The 15312-nt window shown below is 59.1% G+C and carries 12 protein-coding genes; 5 read left to right on the forward strand and 7 right to left on the reverse strand.

Annotated elements, in window-relative coordinates; all coding sequences use genetic code 11:
* The first annotated feature begins 62 nt into the window (after window positions 1-62).
* Window positions 63-1436, forward strand: a complete 1374-nt coding sequence (locus RS75_RS21005; protein ID WP_045024105.1) for a glutamate--cysteine ligase — start codon at window positions 63-65, stop codon at window positions 1434-1436.
* Window positions 1437-1616: 180 nt separating this feature from the next.
* Here the strand turns inward: RS75_RS21005 and RS75_RS21010 are convergent, their stop codons facing one another.
* Window positions 1617-1910, reverse strand: a complete 294-nt coding sequence (locus tag RS75_RS21010) for a DUF1127 domain-containing protein (protein ID WP_045024106.1) — start codon at window positions 1908-1910, stop codon at window positions 1617-1619.
* A 202-nt stretch (window positions 1911-2112) separates the two neighbouring features.
* Here RS75_RS21010 and RS75_RS21015 point away from each other — a divergent pair, with 202 nt between their 5' ends.
* Window positions 2113-3063, forward strand: coding sequence for a LysR substrate-binding domain-containing protein (locus RS75_RS21015; protein ID WP_045024108.1), 951 nt, complete (start codon window positions 2113-2115; stop codon window positions 3061-3063).
* Window positions 3064-3131: 68 nt separating this feature from the next.
* On the opposite strand, the gene RS75_RS21020 is transcribed toward RS75_RS21015, so the two are convergent.
* Window positions 3132-5570, reverse strand: a complete 2439-nt coding sequence (locus tag RS75_RS21020; RefSeq protein WP_045024111.1) for a DUF1217 domain-containing protein — start codon at window positions 5568-5570, stop codon at window positions 3132-3134.
* A gap of 367 nt (window positions 5571-5937) precedes the next feature.
* Here RS75_RS21020 and RS75_RS21025 point away from each other — a divergent pair, with 367 nt between their 5' ends.
* A complete protein-coding gene (locus RS75_RS21025) occupies window positions 5938-6504 on the forward strand; it encodes a DUF6101 family protein (RefSeq protein ID WP_045024112.1) in 567 nt (188 codons plus the stop codon).
* Window positions 6505-6580: 76 nt separating this feature from the next.
* Here RS75_RS21025 and ubiA read toward each other — a convergent pair whose 3' ends face one another.
* From ubiA to RS75_RS21045, 4 genes are all read right to left on the reverse strand, one after another.
* Window positions 6581-7531, reverse strand: coding sequence for a 4-hydroxybenzoate octaprenyltransferase (gene ubiA / locus RS75_RS21030; RefSeq protein WP_045024114.1), 951 nt, complete (start codon window positions 7529-7531; stop codon window positions 6581-6583).
* 119 nt (window positions 7532-7650) lie between these two features.
* Window positions 7651-8451, reverse strand: coding sequence for a MipA/OmpV family protein (locus RS75_RS21035; protein ID WP_045024133.1), 801 nt, complete (start codon window positions 8449-8451; stop codon window positions 7651-7653).
* 278 nt (window positions 8452-8729) lie between these two features.
* On the reverse strand, window positions 8730-9986 hold the full coding sequence (locus RS75_RS21040; RefSeq protein ID WP_045024116.1) for an SAM-dependent methyltransferase: 1257 nt from the start codon (window positions 9984-9986) through the stop codon (window positions 8730-8732).
* A gap of 167 nt (window positions 9987-10153) precedes the next feature.
* A complete protein-coding gene (locus tag RS75_RS21045; RefSeq protein WP_045024135.1) occupies window positions 10154-12478 on the reverse strand; it encodes a Tex family protein in 2325 nt (774 codons plus the stop codon).
* Window positions 12479-12679: 201 nt separating this feature from the next.
* On the opposite strand from RS75_RS21045, the gene purD reads away from it, so the two are divergent.
* Window positions 12680-13951 (forward strand): phosphoribosylamine--glycine ligase, encoded by a 1272-nt coding sequence (gene purD / locus RS75_RS21050; protein WP_045024118.1) that lies wholly within the window; start codon window positions 12680-12682, stop codon window positions 13949-13951.
* Window positions 13952-14106: 155 nt separating this feature from the next.
* Window positions 14107-14619, forward strand: a complete 513-nt coding sequence (locus tag RS75_RS21055; protein ID WP_045024120.1) for a plant virulence effector HPE1-like domain-containing protein — start codon at window positions 14107-14109, stop codon at window positions 14617-14619.
* A gap of 179 nt (window positions 14620-14798) precedes the next feature.
* Here the strand turns inward: RS75_RS21055 and RS75_RS21060 are convergent, their stop codons facing one another.
* Window positions 14799-15284: a DUF523 domain-containing protein gene (locus RS75_RS21060; RefSeq protein ID WP_045024122.1), complete on the reverse strand. Its 486-nt coding sequence runs from the start codon at window positions 15282-15284 to the stop codon at window positions 14799-14801.
* Window positions 15285-15312: the final 28 nt, after the last annotated feature.

Raw genomic sequence — 15312 nt, forward strand, 5'->3', positions numbered from 1 at the left:
ATCCGGCTCTATCTGCCACTCATATGCCTCGCCGCAACAGAGACGACATAACAAGGTAAGCCATGGCACGCGACACGACCGACCAGACCCCCCTCTCCTCCGTCACGGAGCTTACAGACTATCTGGCGGGCGGTTGCCGAGCTGAAGCCGATTTCCGCATCGGCACCGAACACGAAAAATTCGCCTTTTTCCGCAAGGACAACCAGCCGGTTCCCTATGTCGGTGAGGCCAGCATTTCCGCGCTTCTGAAGGGCATGCAGGAAAAGCTCGGCTGGGAGCCGATCATGGATGGTGAAAACATCATCGGGCTTGGCGAACAGCACGGCATGGGGGCCATCTCCATCGAGCCGGGCGGCCAGTTCGAGCTTTCGGGTGCGCCGCTCGAAAACCTGCATCAGACCTGCAAGGAATCCAACCAGCATCTGGCGACCTTGCGCGAGGTGGCGGAGCCGATGGGCATCCGTTTTCTCGGCATTGGCGGCAGCCCGCTGTGGAGTTCCGACGAAACGCCGCGCATGCCGAAATCGCGCTACGCAATCATGACGCGCTACATGCCGAAGGTTGGGACCAAGGGTCTCGACATGATGTACCGCACCTGCACGATCCAGGTTAATCTCGACTTCTCCTCCGAAGCGGATATGCGCCAGAAGATGCGCGTTTCCATGAAGCTGCAATCGCTGGCAACCGCACTGTTCGCGTCTTCGCCCTTTACCGAAGGCAAGCCCAACGGTCTTCTGTCCTGGCGCGGCGACATCTGGCGCGACACCGACAACCGACGCTCCGGCGTGCTGCCTTTCACCTTCAATGATGATTTCGGCTTCAAGGATTATGTCGAATGGGCGCTTGATGTGCCGATGTATTTCATCGTGCGCGACGGAAAATATCACGATTGCACCCATGTCACCTTCCGCCAGTTCATGAACGGCGCGCTGAAGGGCGAAATCGCCGAGTGGGAACCGACCATGGGCGACTGGACAAACCATCTCTCCACGCTCTTCCCCGATGTGCGCCTGAAGCGTTTTCTGGAAATGCGCGGCGCCGATGGCGGCCCGTGGAGGCGCATCTGCGCCCTGCCCGCCTTCTGGGTCGGCCTTCTCTATAATCAGGAAGCGCTTGACGCGGCGGACGCGCTGACGGCCAACTGGAGTTTCGACGAGGTGATCGCGCTTCGCAATACCGTACCGGCCAAGGGGCTGGCGGCGGAGATTGCCGGCAAGCCGCTGCTCGGTATCGCCCGCGAGGTGCTCGATATTTCCCGCACCGGCCTCAAAAACCGCAACCGGCTGAACGGCGACGGCCAGGATGAAACCGTGTTCCTGTCATCGCTGGACGAGGTTCTGGCCAAGAAGACCACGCTCGCCGAAGACTTGCTCGCGCTCTACAACGGTCGCTGGGGTGGATCGGTTCTGCCGGTGTTCGATGAATATCAGTATTGACGCATTTCCAGTCAAACTGCGCGCAAGCAAAGCGATGCGATAAAAAAACCCGGTGGGGCCGAGGGGCCTGACACCGGGCAAAGGCAGGGTTATTGGCAAATCACCCTGCGGGGAAAACCTTATCGGTTCGAGAGCAATTCCGGCCGCTGGAGGTTCCGCCGGAATTGCACGAACAAAAGCCTAGAGCGTTTTGAACCGCGTAACCGAGCGCAAGCGTGCGGCACGGGTCAGGTGGGCGGTCGGATCTTCGAACAAGCCCGTATCGAGCGCGTCTCTCACATCCGATCGCGCCAGCCCGATATCGGCGAGCATGCGGTCGTCGAGCTCCGTCAACCCATTGGCGACGATACGATTGTAGATGCGCTGCGCGAACGTTTTCACGGCGGAAGCAACGACGACAACGATGCGACGCAGGGTGTCGCTCTGCCGGTCGGTTGCGAGTTCCAGTTCCATTTTCCGTTCTGCCGTGCGCATGATACTTATCCTTCCGTAACGGCACGATGCGGCGTCGCTCCCGACGCACCACGCGCGGGAAGCTGCCTTGGGTTGGGGGCTGACGATATGTCCGCCCCAGGTTGATATTGATTTGCTGAGTACCAAAATGTCGCAAGACTATTGATCAGTCCAACGAATGTTTCTAATGTGAGGCATCAATCATTCTGATGGATGAGCACACATGTCCGCACCTCTCGACATAGACCAGCTGCACACCTTCATCGCCATTATCGATACGGGCAGCTTCACCAAGGCCGCAGATCGCGTTTTCAAGACGCAATCCGCCGTATCCATGCAGATGCGGCGGCTTGAGGAACGGATCGGCAAACAGCTTTTCGCCAAGGACGGGCGCGGCAACCGCCTGACGGCGGAAGGCGAAAAACTGATGAATTACGCCCGCCGCATCATTCGCCTCAACAATGAGGCGATCGCGGCCTTCGACGACAACAGGCTCGAGGGTACGCTGCGGATCGGCACCCCTGATGACTATGCCGACCGCTACATGCCTGAAATCATCGGACGTTTCGCCAAGACCCATCCGAATGTCGAGCTTTATATCGTTTGCGAACCTTCGGCGAGCCTTTCGGAGAAAATGGCGCGCGGCGAACTGGATATCGCGCTCGTCACCCACAATCCCCGCGCACGCTCCTCCGATGTCGTGCGCACCGAGCCGCTCTGCTGGGTCGCCTCCGCAAACCATCCGCTGAAGGACGATGCGCCGGTACCGCTGGCCGTCGGGCGGCGCGATTGTCATTGGCGTCAGCTCGCCTGTTCGGCGCTCGATGCCGATGGGCGGGAGTATCAGGTGCTGTTCACGAGCTGGTCCTCCACCGTCGTCGCCGCCGCGGTGCTGGCCGGCATGGCGGTTTCGGTGCTGCCGGAATCGGCGCTGCGCACCGGCATGAAGGTTTTGACCGCCTCTGACGGTTTTCCGCCCCTGCCGCCGGTCCAGATCGGCCTGATGAAGCGGCCCGGTCTGTCGCCCTCGCTGGTGAACGCCATCACCGACCACATCACCGCCTGCCTCGACAACATCTCCCCGATGAACGTCGCGGATGAGCTGGACAATGATGTAAAGACCTACCCGAAGATGCCGCGCCTGCGTGCCGGGAATATGCTGCCGGGCTGGTGAGCGGATAGCCCGAATGCGATGGCCGGGACAAATCCCGGCCTTTCTATTGCGTGTTCGCGAGTTCCCGCCTATCGCGCACGCAGCGAAGCGACGGCCAGTAGCGTGTCGCCGCTGATGCCCACCGAACCGCTGCCGTTGAACAGCATCATGATCGGGTTGGTGGTGTTCTGTTTGTCGTCGTACATGATGGTGAAACGGGCGATCAGTTTCTTGACCTTTTCAGGATCCTGAAAATCCTCGATGTCGAAATATTTCTTCATCATCCCCACCTGCGTATCGACCGGCGCATTGCCAAGTTCGTCGGGAATACCAAAGGTAGTCGTGATGAAGTTCTGGATCGCGGTGTCCGCCAGAATGGAATAATAGGATGTCGTTCCCGCCGCCATCCGCTTGAAATAGAGCGCCAGACGCACGCCCGCATTTTCTTCACCCGCCTGCGTCTCCAGCGTCTGTGTCAGATAATTGTCCAGCGTCTCGTAAAGGCCGCGCCGCGTCTGGATGGAGCTGCGATCCTCACGCAGGATATTGCCGTCCGTGTCGAAGTTGAAGGCGGTGACGAGACGGCGGAAGATCGGGTCCATCTCCTTGTTGAGATAGCTCTCCTTGTCGTCCAGCTTGGACGCAAACATCTTTTGCAGCTGGTCCTTGGTGACCTTCGTCGGATCGATACCAAGCGATTCCATCGCGAATTTCGTCAGGCGATCATTGCCCAGAAAGTCCTTGAGCGTCTTGACCTTCTGTATCTCCAGCCGAAAATATTCCGCTTCCTTCTTGGCGGCGTCCTTGTCCTTCTCGGTCCCGAAAGCCGATTTTTTCTTGATGTAGTCGACCGACATGGTCTGAATTTCGAGTTCGGACTGCGCAAGAACCGGAGAGCCGGGCGATCCGTCAGACTTGAAGTTGAAAAGTTCCGCCAGTTTGACGTAGCGGTCATCCTTCAGCGCATAGACATAGCTCTTCTTGTCCTGCAGGTCGCTGGTCAGGGCTTTTCGGACATCCGCAATATTCACCTTCGCCGGATCGAGGCCCACGGCCTTCAGCGCATAGGTATAGACCGCGCTGCTTTCCAGGAAGTCCGCAACGGATTTGACATTGGCAATATCGCTCTTGAACAGCTTCAAGGCCTTTTCGTCGGCGGCATCGTCCTTGTCGTTGTAATGGATCATGTAGCCATTTGTCGTGGTAGCGGTCTGGGTTGTCGTCTGCGGCGTCGTGCCATCCGGCAGCGTTCCGTCCGCCTTGAAATTGAACGCCTCACGCAATGCGATGTAACGTTTGTCGCCATTGCCGAACTTGACGATATAGTTGTTCGGATCGCTGAGATCGCTGGTCAAAATGTTCTCGATCGTTGCTTTGACAATCGTCAGGTCGTTCAGGTCGAAGGCGACCTTGATGTAGTTGAGAAGACGCGCATCCGAGGTCAATTCGGTTACGGTCTTGATCGAGCCGATCTTCGATTCGAAATAGTCCCTGTTCAAGGTGGCGACGGTTGGCGTCACGCGCGGCGCACTGCCCACATAGGCATCCGTCATTATCTTGATATTGTCGGCCTTCTGCGCGCCGCCGGCCGCCACGGTGCCATCGTTCTTGAATTCGAAGGCGGCAGCAATGTACGTCATACTGTTATATTGCGTGACGGTTTTTGACAGCGTCGTCTGCTCCGCCTTGATAGCGGCAAGTTTCACTTCCCACTCGTCTTTCGGCGGCAGCACGGCTTCGAGCTGCGTCAGTTGATCCTGCCGTGTGACCTTTTCCGCCTCGAGCTTCGTGCGATCTTCGTCACTCAAATCAGTTCCCGCAAGCGCGGTGTCGATCGCCGTAATCCGGGCCGTGACCTGGGCATGCAGTTCAATATTGCCCTTCATCGCCAGTTTTTCGACGGCATCATTATAGGCGGCGCCGAACTTCTGGTTGAGGTAGCTGTCGGGATCGGCGACGTCGCTCGTCATCAGTCCCTTGATGTGGGCGTAGGAATACGTCTTCTCATCAATGCTGAAGACTTCGAAAATGTAGGCGCGGGCTCTATCGTTTTGAAGCAGCTGGTCCACATTCGTGACGGTTTCAATGATCGCCTTGTAATAACGGGTTTCCTCGGCAAGGCTGTCGTCGAGATTGGTGATCGACGTATCGTAGAGCCCGATCATCTTGTCGAGCTGCGCCTCCGTCTGCACGGTGGCGGTGGACTGCGTGAAGTTGAAGGATGCAGCAAATTCGCGGTAGCGTTCATCCGTCAACTTGTTGGCAAAGCTGTTCTGATCGTTCAGGTCGCTTTCCAGCACCTTTTTCATGAAGGCCTTGGCATAGGTCATCTCGCCGAGACCGAAGGCGTCCATGGCGTAGGAATAGAGCTGGTAGTCGTTGAGGAACTCATCGACGCTTTTCACATCACCGATGTTTTCTTTGTAATACGTCGTCTGCCGCTCGATCATTCCCTGCTGCGACACGCGTGAAATGCTTGCCTTCATATCGCGGTTGATCAGGTCGTAGCTAAGAAAAGTCGATACCATTCGATGCCCCCTGGAGCATCGCGCATCCCCTTGGACACGGCGCGCTCCGGTTTTTAAAATCCACGCACCGCACCTCCATCCGGACGCACGGCAAGCCTTGGCGCGACTGTGCATGACGCGCCTTGCCCGTAGCTTGAAAGAGCACGTTTTCAGCGCCTAGAAAAATCGCATTGTCTCAATCTGCTTTACCTAAGCGAAACCATGCCACAGTGGGTTTTGCTAACCATTTGGGAATGCAAAGTTTTCTTAACCGCAATTTTTAAGCAGTCTCGAACATGCGGCGGATATTCTCCTGACATCAGAGGACGAAAAGTCCCGATGAGAAGACCGGAAACCGGCTCTCAGGTAAAACAAGGGTAGAATAAACATGACCAAGACCGTTCTGAAGCCCGACTGGGCCGTCGCCACACTCAGACTCGACCCGGCACGTTTTCCGCAACAGGTCACCTACGGCAAAGGTAACGGCGCGACCGATATCGCCGTCACGCTCGATGAACGGGGTGCCGTTCTGAGAAAGGTCCTGTCCTCTTCCGGCCTGCCTTTATCCTTCGCTTTGCCCGCCCGCGCCTTCAAGGGTGTTGCCGCCCGCGCCATCGACCATGGTGACGGACAGGTCACGGTGACGCTGGAACTTCACCATGACGATCCGGACCTTTGCGTTCCGCTTCTGGTCGCTCATGACCTCTGCGACATCGCCGCCGACTGGCGCAGCTGGTCGGAAGCATACCGCATTCCCATGCTGATGGTCGAAGCAGACGGCGTCGCCCGTCCGCTCGAAGAACATCTCGGCAAGGTGCGCACCCAAAATACCCGTCCGCGCCGCCGCCACTCCTATTTCGCGGAGCGCCGCCCGCGCTTCCTCGTTCGCCGCTCCACCGGTTCGCTGGGCATGAGCATGAAGATCGAGGGCAAGGAAATCATCGCCCGCAGCTGATAATCTTCAGCCAAACAATCAAAAGCCCGGCGCGGACAACGCGGCCGGGCTTTTTGCATCTTGCCTTCCAGCAGCCTTATGCCAGCAGAAGCGGCAGAATGAGGCCCACGAAAATCAGCACCCCGACACGGTTGTTGGATTTGAACAGCATCAGGCATTGCGCCACGTCATCGATATCCAGCACCCAGACCTGCCGGAAGAGCATGATCGCGGCAGCGGTAAGGCCGCTATAGGCAATCACGTTAACACCCGCCCCCCAGAACGACAGGGCGATCATGGCAAGGGCTGTGCCATAAAGAAAAACCAGCCAGCGATGTGTATTATCCCCAAACAGCAGCGCGGTCGAACCTATCCCCACCGCCGTGTCGTCTTCCTTGTCCTGATGGGCATAGATTGTATCATAACCGATCGTCCAGGCGATGGAGCCGACATAAAGCAGGACAGCCGGCCAGGAGACAGATCCGAACTGTCCCGCCCAGCCCATCAGCGCGCCCCAGGAAAAGGCAAGGCCGAGGAAAAACTGCGGCCAGTTGGTAAAGCGCTTGGCGAAAGGATAGATCGCCACGAAGACCAGCGAAAAGATACCGGCGGCAATCGCAAAACCGTTGAACTGCAAAAGCACCACAAATCCGGCGAGCGCCTGCAACACGATGAAGACCTTCGCCTGCGTCCTACTCACCCGGCCGGACGGCAGCGGCCGGGAGCGGGTGCGCGCCACGGCCATGTCGATCTTGTGGTCCGCGAGATCGTTATAGGTGCAGCCCGCACCGCGCATCGCCACCGATCCGATGAAGAACAGCACCAGATGCCAGATCAGCGTGGCCCAGGAGAAACCACCGCTCGCCACCGCGGCATTGGCCGCCAGTGCTGCGGACCAGAAACATGGCCACATCAGCAATTGCCAGCCGATGGGGCGATCCCATCTTGCAAGTTGCGCATAGGGCCAGAGAGGCCTCGGCAAAATCCGATAGACCCAGTTATTGGATGGCGCGTCCGAAACGCGGTCTGACAAATCGCTGTGAACCATGGGAACGGTTCTACAGCATCGGCGGGCAAATCGGAATCGATTTCAGCACTTGGCGGCAGACGCAAAAAAGCCCCGCAGCGCTTTCGCGACGGGGCTTGGGGTGGCGATATCGCGTTATCTCAGGGCAGCGTGAAGCCGAATTTGTAGCTTGCCTGAACGCCGACGACGAACTGGTTTTTCGAACCGCGCTCGCGCACCAACGAACTGTCGGCGGCGTCACCTGTCAGACGGCGATACTCCGCAAACGAGCCGATTTCGGCGGCTTCGGTGACTTTCCAGGTGATGGCGGCGCCGACGCCGGCGGAATGCAGGCCGCCGCCAGGGCTATAGGGCGATGGCGCGCCGGCGGCCGTCTGGGCGGCGCTCACACCGTAATAGCGCTCATTGTATTTGCTGCTCACCCATGTGGCGCGCGGACCGGCGGAAATCTGAATGCCGGGCGCAATATCGGTGAAGACATCGGCCGAGAGGTCGGCGACAACGCCGCTATGGCTGCGGATACCCTGACGGGCTTCGCCGCGAATACGCAGCCAGTCGGTCGGATAGGCCTCGGCGAAACCGCCAAGCTCGCCGCCGCGCTTGATGCGGGTCATGCCTTTCAGATCGTCGGAATCTTTCTGGTTACGCGGGGATACCAGCTTTCCGGCAAGACCCATGCTGATCGGGCCATTGTCCAGCAGCGAGATCGAGGCGCTGTCGTTGCGCGAGGTGAAACGCGCGCCCTGCCCCTGGCGGCCAAGCGAAATGATCGGCGAAAAGCCGAATTCGTTCTTGTTGTCGCCCTGATATTTCGGCGCGGAAAAACCCGAACCGCCGAGCTTCAGATACCAGTCGCCGGAAAACCAGCCCTCGGCATGAGCGTTGCCGACGGCAAAAAGCGATAGAACACAAGCGGCGACTGCCGCTGATGGCTTGAACATGAAAGGAACCCCAGAAACGCAATACAAACAGGTGAGCGTAGAATTAGAGGGATTCCGTTTCCATTCCATTAACCAGCAGCAAAGAGGGCAACCCTCATGCCGCGAGGGTGGTAGCAATGTCCGAAAACCTCTCCACCGTCACGCTCGGGCCTGTCCCGGGCATCTGCAACCATTTGATTTCACGATACGTGATTGGATCCTCGGGACGAGCCCGAGGATGACGTCGAGTTTGGACAGAGCTCTGTAAACAAGCCACGACTTTGCCGCTCACGCCGTCCTTAGAACGCCACCTTCTCCAGCGGCGGCCGTGTCTTTTCAAATTCCAGCAGTTTCGCTTCATTGCGGGCGATGTAATCGCGATTATGCGGAACGGCGTCACGCTCCTTGGCGAGCTGGATCTGGAAAATATGGAAATTTTCGTGGGTGAAGGCCATTTCGGACCCCGCCAGATAAAACTCCCACATGCGGAAGAACCGTTCGTCGTAGAGTGCTATCGCCTCCGCCTTGCGCGCCACGAAACGCTCACGCCAATGCCTGAGCGTGTGCGCATAATGCATCGGCAGGATTTCGATATCCTTCACCAGCAGCCCCGACTTCTGGATCGCCGGCAGCACTTCACCGAGCGATGGAATGTAACCACCGGGGAAAATATATTTTTCGATGAAGGGATTGGTCGCCAGCGCCGGACTTGGCTGGCCGATGGAATGCAGCACCATCACGCCCTTGTCGTCCAGCACCTCCGCCACCTTGTCGAAATAGTCGCCGTAATGGGTTGGCCCGACATGTTCGAACATGCCGACGGAGACGATGCGGTCGAATTTTTTCGAGGCCGGCAGATAACGGTAATCCTGCAATTCGAAGCGGACATTGCCGGCAAGCCCGCGCTTTGCCGCTCGGTCGCGGGAAACGCGCAACTGCTCCTCGCTGAGCGTGATGCCGGTCACGTCAGCACCGGCGCTTTCGGCAATGTACATTGCCATTCCGCCCCAGCCGGAGCCGATCTCCAGCACGCTCTGGCCCGGTTCCGTCATCAGTTTGGCGGCGATATGCCGTTTTTTGGCGACCTGCGCTTCATAAAGGCTGATATCAGGCGGATTGAAATAGGCGCAGGAATATTGCCAGTCCTCATCAAGGAAGAGGTCGAAAAGCTTGGCGCTCAAGTCATAGTGATGAGCGACGTTGCTCTTGTTGTGGTTGACCGGCAGATGCATCTTGATGCGGGCGGTGACGATGCGCACGATACCGCGCCAGATCATGCCGAAGGACAGTGCCTCGCTTAGCGTATTGCCTTTGACCAGCGCCAGAAAGTCGTAGATGTCACCCTCCGAGATCTTCATACGGCCTTCCATATAAATCTCGGCGAGTTTCAACGCAGGATCGGCGGCAATCTCCTGCATGGCGGCTTCATCGGTGAAATTCAGAACCAACTTTTTTCCCGTGCCGTCACCAAATGTACGGCTGCCACCCGGGCTGTTGACGGTGAGATCACCGATCTTGATTATCTTTTCCAGAAGAACATGCAGAGACGACGCCATGGCACCCCCAATTGCTAAGTCTCACTTATCATTTTTACTGACCGTATTCCTTTCCTTACAAGTTTCAAGATAGCCTCATTTCAAAAAAATTGAACGATTTCATCAAACAAAAATGCCCTGCCGAGGTTCCCGGCAGGGCTTTTCCATAAAATTATTTCAACCTGAGGTCAGCGTCGCTTCATCGCTTCGGCCAGAGCAGCGGCAAGAGCGCCACCGGATTGCGACCCCTCGTTGTGTCCCTGCGGTTTGGAATTCGCATGGCGCATGGCGCTCGCATTGCCTTTTTCCCGCATCGGCTGGGGTGCCGCCTCGCCGCCATCCTTGCGCATGGTGAGAGCGATGCGCTTGCGCTTCACGTCCACCTCCACGACTCGCACCTTGACGACATCACCCGCTTTCACGACCTCATGCGGGTCTTTCACGAAACGGTCGGCCAGTTGCGACACATGCACAAGCCCGTCCTGATGCACGCCGATATCCACGAAAGCCCCGAAGGCGGCCACATTGGTGACGGTGCCTTCCAGCAGCATGCCTGGCTTCAGATCGGTGATTTCGTCGACTCCGTCGGCAAAAGTCGCCGTCTTGAAGCTCGGGCGCGGGTCGCGGCCGGGCTTTTCCAGCTCGGCTATGATGTCCTTGACGGTCGGCAGGCCGAATTGCTCGTCGATGAAGCGCTTCGGGTCGAGAGCTTTCAGCGTAGCGCTGTCACCCATCAGCGTGCGCAGGTCGCGGCCACAGGCGGCGACGATCTTTTTCGCCACGCCATAGGCTTCCGGGTGCACGGAAGACGAATCCAGCGGCTCCTTGCCGTTCGTGATGCGCAGGAAGCCCGCGCATTGCTCGAAGGTGCGCTGGCCCAGGCGCGGTACTTTCAGCAGGTCCTTGCGGCTGGCGAAGGGACCGGTCTGGTCGCGATGGGCGACGATGGCATCGGCAATCGACGCACCGAGGCCGGAAACCCGTGCCAGAAGCGGCGGCGAGGCCGTATTGAGATCGACGCCGACGGCGTTCACCGCATCTTCCACGACAGCATCGAGCGAACGGCTGAGGCGGCCCTGATCGACATCATGCTGGTACTGGCCGACGCCGATGGATTTCGGCTCGATCTTCACCAGCTCCGCCAGTGGGTCCTGAAGACGGCGCGCAATGGAAACGGCTCCGCGCAACGAAACGTCGAGATTGGGGAATTCCGCCGCCGCCCGTTCCGAAGCGGAATAGACCGACGCGCCCGCCTCCGAAACGATGACCTTGGTCGGCTTTGCGCCGGAAGCCGAAGCGGGCATCTGCGCCAGAAGATCGGCGACCAGCTTTTCCGTCTCGCGACTGCCGGTGCCGTTGCCGATGGCGATCAGTTCGACATTGTGCTTGCGGATGAGCAAGGCGAGTTCCGCCTGCGCGCCGCGCACGTCGTTCCTCGGCTGGAAAGGATAGACCGTGGAAGTATCGAGCAGCTTGCCGGTGCCATCCACCACGGCCACCTTGACGCCGGTGCGGATGCCTGGATCAAGCCCCATGGTGGCGCGCGAACCGGCGGGTGCGGCCAGCAGCAGGTCCTTGAGGTTGCGGGCAAAGACGTTGATCGCCTCTTCTTCCGCCCGCTCGCGCAATTCACGCATGAGATCGAGCGACAGGGACATGGAGAGCTTCACCCGCCAGGTCCAGCCCGCCACGTCCATCAGCCATTGATCGGCCGGGCCGGCATTGCGAATATCGAAGGCGGCGGCGACGGAACGCTGCGCGGGCTTGATCGGGGACGGGTCATCCGCATCGACATCGATGGTCAATGTCAGCACTTCCTCGTTCCAGCCGCGCAGCATGGCCAGCGCCCGGTGACCCGGTACCGTCGACCAACGCTCGAAATGATCGAAATAGTCGGAGAACTTTTCGCCCGCCGCCTGCTTGCCGTCCACCACCTTGGCGCGGAACGTCGCGTTCTGACGCATGTAATCGCGCAGGCGGCCGAGAAGATCGGCGTTTTCCGTCATGGTTTCCGCCACGATGTCGCGCGCACCCTCGAGCGCCGCCTTCACGTCAGCCACCTCGCCCTGAACATAGGCTTCGCCAAGCTTTGCCGGATCGGCTGCGCGGTTCGCCCAGATCGCCTCGGCAAGGGGACCAAGACCGCGCTCGCGGGCGATTTCCGCGCGGGTGCGGCGCTTCGGCTTGTAGGGCAGATAGAGATCTTCCAGCTCCGCCTTGGTGGCGGTCTGCATGATCTTGACCATCAGAGCGTCCGTCATCTTGCCCTGACCGGTAATGGTTTCGACGATGGAAGCACGACGCGCATTGAATTCGCGCAGATAAACGAGGCGTTCCGCCAGCGTTCGAAGCTGGGTATCATCCAGCCCTCCCGTCGCCTCCTTGCGGTAACGGGCGATGAAGGGCACGGTCGCTCCCTCATCCAGCAACGCCACTGCCGCCTTCACCTGATCGGCGCGGGCGTTGATTTCGGAGGCGATGAGCGTGGCGAGGCGGGCATTATCTGCGGTCATGAGGTTCTCTGAGGTCACATCTGGAGCGGCGAACATAATGTCTGATTGTGGCGTGACAACAAGAGGCAGCAACGATTCCACAGGAAAGGCTGAGTTCAAGGGAAAGACGGACATTTGCGGCGCTTTCTCCTTGACCTTTCGCCCCCCTGCCCTTAACGCCCCAGCAACAAGGTTACAGGCGAGATTGCAGGGATATTGACCATGAAAGTTCTGTTGATCGGTTCCGGCGGACGCGAACATGCACTGGCGTGGAAAATCGCCCAGTCTCCCCTGCTCGAAGAATTTTACGCCGCACCCGGCAATCCCGGCATCGCCGACCATGCGACGCTGGTGTCTCTGAACGTCGAAGACCACGCGGCCGTCATCGCCTTTGCAAAGGAGAAGGCGATCGACTTCGTCGTCATCGGCCCGGAAGCACCGCTGGTCGCGGGTCTGGCAGATGATCTGCGCGCAGCCGGCATCGCTACCTTCGGCCCTTCGAAAGCTGCCGCCCAGCTTGAAGGCTCCAAGGGGTTCACCAAGGATCTCTGCGCCCGTTACGATATTCCGACCGGCGCTTACCAGCGTTTCAAGACCGCCGAACCGGCCAAGCAATATGTCCGCGAACAGGGCGCGCCCATCGTCATCAAGGCGGACGGGCTTGCCGCCGGCAAGGGCGTGACCGTCGCGATGACAGAGACGGAAGCGCTTGCCGCCATCGACGAATGTTTCGACGGTGCTTTTGGTGCTGCCGGAGCCGAAGTGGTGGTCGAGGCCTTTCTTGATGGCGAGGAGGCGAGCTTCTTCTGCCTTTCGGACGGCAAGACCGCGCTGGCGCTCGCCACCGCGCAGGACCACAAGCGTGTGGGCGACGGCGACACCGGCCCGAACACCGGCGGCATGGGCGCCTATTCCCCCGCCCCGGTGATGACATCAGCCATGGTGGAGCGCACCATGAAGGAGATCATCGAACCGACGATTTCAGGCATGGCGAAAGACGGCAATCCCTTCTCCGGCGTGTTTTTCGCCGGCCTGATGATCACCGCGAAAGGCCCCGAACTGATCGAATACAATGTGCGTTTCGGCGATCCGGAATGCCAGGTGCTGATGATGCGGCTGAAAAGCGATCTTCTGCCGATCCTCTACGCCACGGCCACCGGCACGCTGGACAAGGTGGAAGCCGAATGGCGCGACGATGCGGCGCTGACCGTCGTTCTCGCCTCCAAGGGTTATCCCGGCGCCTACGACAAGAACACACCGATCGCACATATTCCCGACGCCAGCGAAGAAGCAAAGGTCTTCCACGCCGGAACGGCGCTGAAGGACGGCAGGCTGGTGGCGACGGGCGGCCGTGTGCTGAACGTTACCGCCTTCGGAAAGAACGTGACGGAAGCGCAGACGCGCGCCTATGCGCTGACGGATAAGGTTGAATGGGAAAACGGTTTCTGCCGCCGCGATATCGGCTGGCAGGCCGTGGCGCGTGAAAAGGCCTGACGTCTAAGGCAAATAGCGCTCAGAGCGCGTACTTCGTTCAATTTTTACCAAGTTTGCTGACCTGATGGAAACGAAAGACCGATAATATTTGCCGAACATTGAATGGCGCATCGTATCTCAATCGAGAGACTGCGCCGTCATTCGGGGGGTTTTCGATGCGTCGTCTTCTTCTGACAGCGATTGTCGCACTGGCCGGCGGGTCGGCGATGGCGTCTTCCATCGAATATATAAACGGTGCGCATACCGGCAACGGCAGCTTCGTTCGTCTCGATTGCGCCGGTTGCCAGCCCGTGAAGGACAAGACCACCCCACAGGGCTATGCCATCCCCTCCATCGAGCCGGGTACACAGCACACGGAAATGCGCGAAGTCGAGGGCAAGCGCGCGCTGGTGCGCACCGAGGCCTGGCTTGGCGGCGCGCCCGTCACCTTCGTCAGCACCAATCCCGCATGGATGCCGGAAGAAACCCCCAGCACCGCAATTGCGACCTATGATGAGGGCGAGGCCGTAGCGCATCCCGACGAAACGGCTTCGACGCCCGCCGGCATCGACGTGACGACGACCACGGCGGCCGTCAAGGAAATCTCTGCGGACAAAGCTGCGGTACCGGCAAGCGCCTCGGTAATTGCCGCACCCGACTTCCCGGACTTCAAATTGCGCGGCAACTGAGCCGTTGCCCCTCACGGCTTTTTGATGACAAAAGTCAGATAATCGCGCAATCGCTGCATTTTACGCGGTGCGCGGTAATCATCAGGCGAATATTAAATTCTTCGTCCGTTATTCTGTCAGGCAAGCTCATAAAGCTACGGTTATCCGTACAGTGCCAGAGGAAACTCCGGCGCTTTTCTTCAACATGTCAGAACATCCAGACGGTCGATATCGGCAGGTGAAAATACGGCGATACCGGCTTTTTCGAGCAGCGCCGCCGTCACGCCATTGCCCCCATGTTTGACGCCGGAAAACGAGCCATTATAGATCGCGACCGAGCCGCAGGACGGGCTGCCGTCGATCAGCAGCGCGTGGGCGCAGCCATTGGCTTCGGCAAGGGCCAGCGCCTTTTCAGCGCCTGCGATAAACTCCGCCGTGACATCGCCGCCGCTTATCTCCATGACACGGGCACGGCCTTCCAGCACATCGAGACCGGACGCGCCCTTCTCGATTTCCGCCGGCGGGCGCGGCACAGGCATGCCGCCCGCCATTTCCGGACAGATCGTCACCAGCCTGCCCTCCTGCCGCCAGCGGTCTATCGCCGGGTGGATGAGAGGTTTTCCCTTGCCGTCATATCTGACGGGCTGGCCGAGAAGACAGGCGCTGATGAGGATTTTGGAGGTCATGTCGCTCAATCGAAAATCATCCGGCAGG

It is taken from the genome of Rhizobium nepotum 39/7, from assembly GCF_000949865.1.
Taxonomy (GTDB): domain Bacteria; phylum Pseudomonadota; class Alphaproteobacteria; order Rhizobiales; family Rhizobiaceae; genus Agrobacterium; species Agrobacterium nepotum.

Excerpts from the sequence above, each read along its gene's own strand:
- RS75_RS21005 (WP_045024105.1), top strand. The coding sequence starts at position 63 with ATGGCACGCGACACGACCGACCAGACCCCCCTCTCCTCCGTCACGGAG.
- RS75_RS21010 (WP_045024106.1), bottom strand. The coding sequence starts at position 1,910 with ATGCGCACGGCAGAACGGAAAATGGAACTGGAACTCGCAACCGACCGG.
- RS75_RS21015 (WP_045024108.1), top strand. The coding sequence starts at position 2,113 with ATGTCCGCACCTCTCGACATAGACCAGCTGCACACCTTCATCGCCATT.
- RS75_RS21020 (WP_045024111.1), bottom strand. The coding sequence starts at position 5,570 with ATGGTATCGACTTTTCTTAGCTACGACCTGATCAACCGCGATATGAAG.
- RS75_RS21025 (WP_045024112.1), top strand. The coding sequence starts at position 5,938 with ATGACCAAGACCGTTCTGAAGCCCGACTGGGCCGTCGCCACACTCAGA.
- ubiA (WP_045024114.1), bottom strand. The coding sequence starts at position 7,531 with ATGGTTCACAGCGATTTGTCAGACCGCGTTTCGGACGCGCCATCCAAT.
- RS75_RS21035 (WP_045024133.1), bottom strand. The coding sequence starts at position 8,451 with ATGTTCAAGCCATCAGCGGCAGTCGCCGCTTGTGTTCTATCGCTTTTT.
- RS75_RS21040 (WP_045024116.1), bottom strand. The coding sequence starts at position 9,986 with ATGGCGTCGTCTCTGCATGTTCTTCTGGAAAAGATAATCAAGATCGGT.
- RS75_RS21045 (WP_045024135.1), bottom strand. The coding sequence starts at position 12,478 with ATGACCGCAGATAATGCCCGCCTCGCCACGCTCATCGCCTCCGAAATC.
- purD (WP_045024118.1), top strand. The coding sequence starts at position 12,680 with ATGAAAGTTCTGTTGATCGGTTCCGGCGGACGCGAACATGCACTGGCG.
- RS75_RS21055 (WP_045024120.1), top strand. The coding sequence starts at position 14,107 with ATGCGTCGTCTTCTTCTGACAGCGATTGTCGCACTGGCCGGCGGGTCG.
- RS75_RS21060 (WP_045024122.1), bottom strand. The coding sequence starts at position 15,284 with ATGACCTCCAAAATCCTCATCAGCGCCTGTCTTCTCGGCCAGCCCGTC.